The sequence below is a fragment of the Paracoccus sp. FO-3 genome (assembly GCF_006386455.1).
Taxonomy (GTDB): Bacteria; Pseudomonadota; Alphaproteobacteria; order Rhodobacterales; family Rhodobacteraceae; genus Paracoccus; species Paracoccus versutus.
On the sequence record NZ_VCBQ01000328.1, the window covers coordinates 1 to 338 of the forward strand.

The following is a 338-nucleotide window of genomic DNA, read 5'->3' on the forward strand; positions in this document are numbered from 1 at the left end:
CGCAGCGAGATGCGCAAGAAGCACAAGCGCCTGTTCAGCCCGCGCGGGCTGCTGGAGCTGGAGCAGAAAGAGGCGCCGCGCTATGCCATCTTCCTGACCGACCGCCACGAGGTGCTGCTGACGGTCGATCCCGACGCCCCCGACGGCCGCATCCTGACCGTGGCCGAGTTCGAGCAGCAATGGTGGCGCACGCAGACCGACAACAGCCAGCATCACATGCCGCCGATCCTGGTGATGACGCATTCGTCGGTGCTGGAGCAACTGCGCCGCGGCCGCCTGCTGCATGGCGTGTTGTGGACGATGGAGCGTCGCCTGACCCAGCATTGCTTCGCCGCGCT

1 protein-coding gene is annotated in these 338 nt (G+C 66.9%); it reads left to right on the forward strand.

The features are described from left to right. Nucleotides 1-338, forward strand: a 338-nt coding sequence (locus FE811_RS27810; RefSeq protein WP_370362719.1) for a hypothetical protein, incomplete at both ends; no start/stop codon positions are given.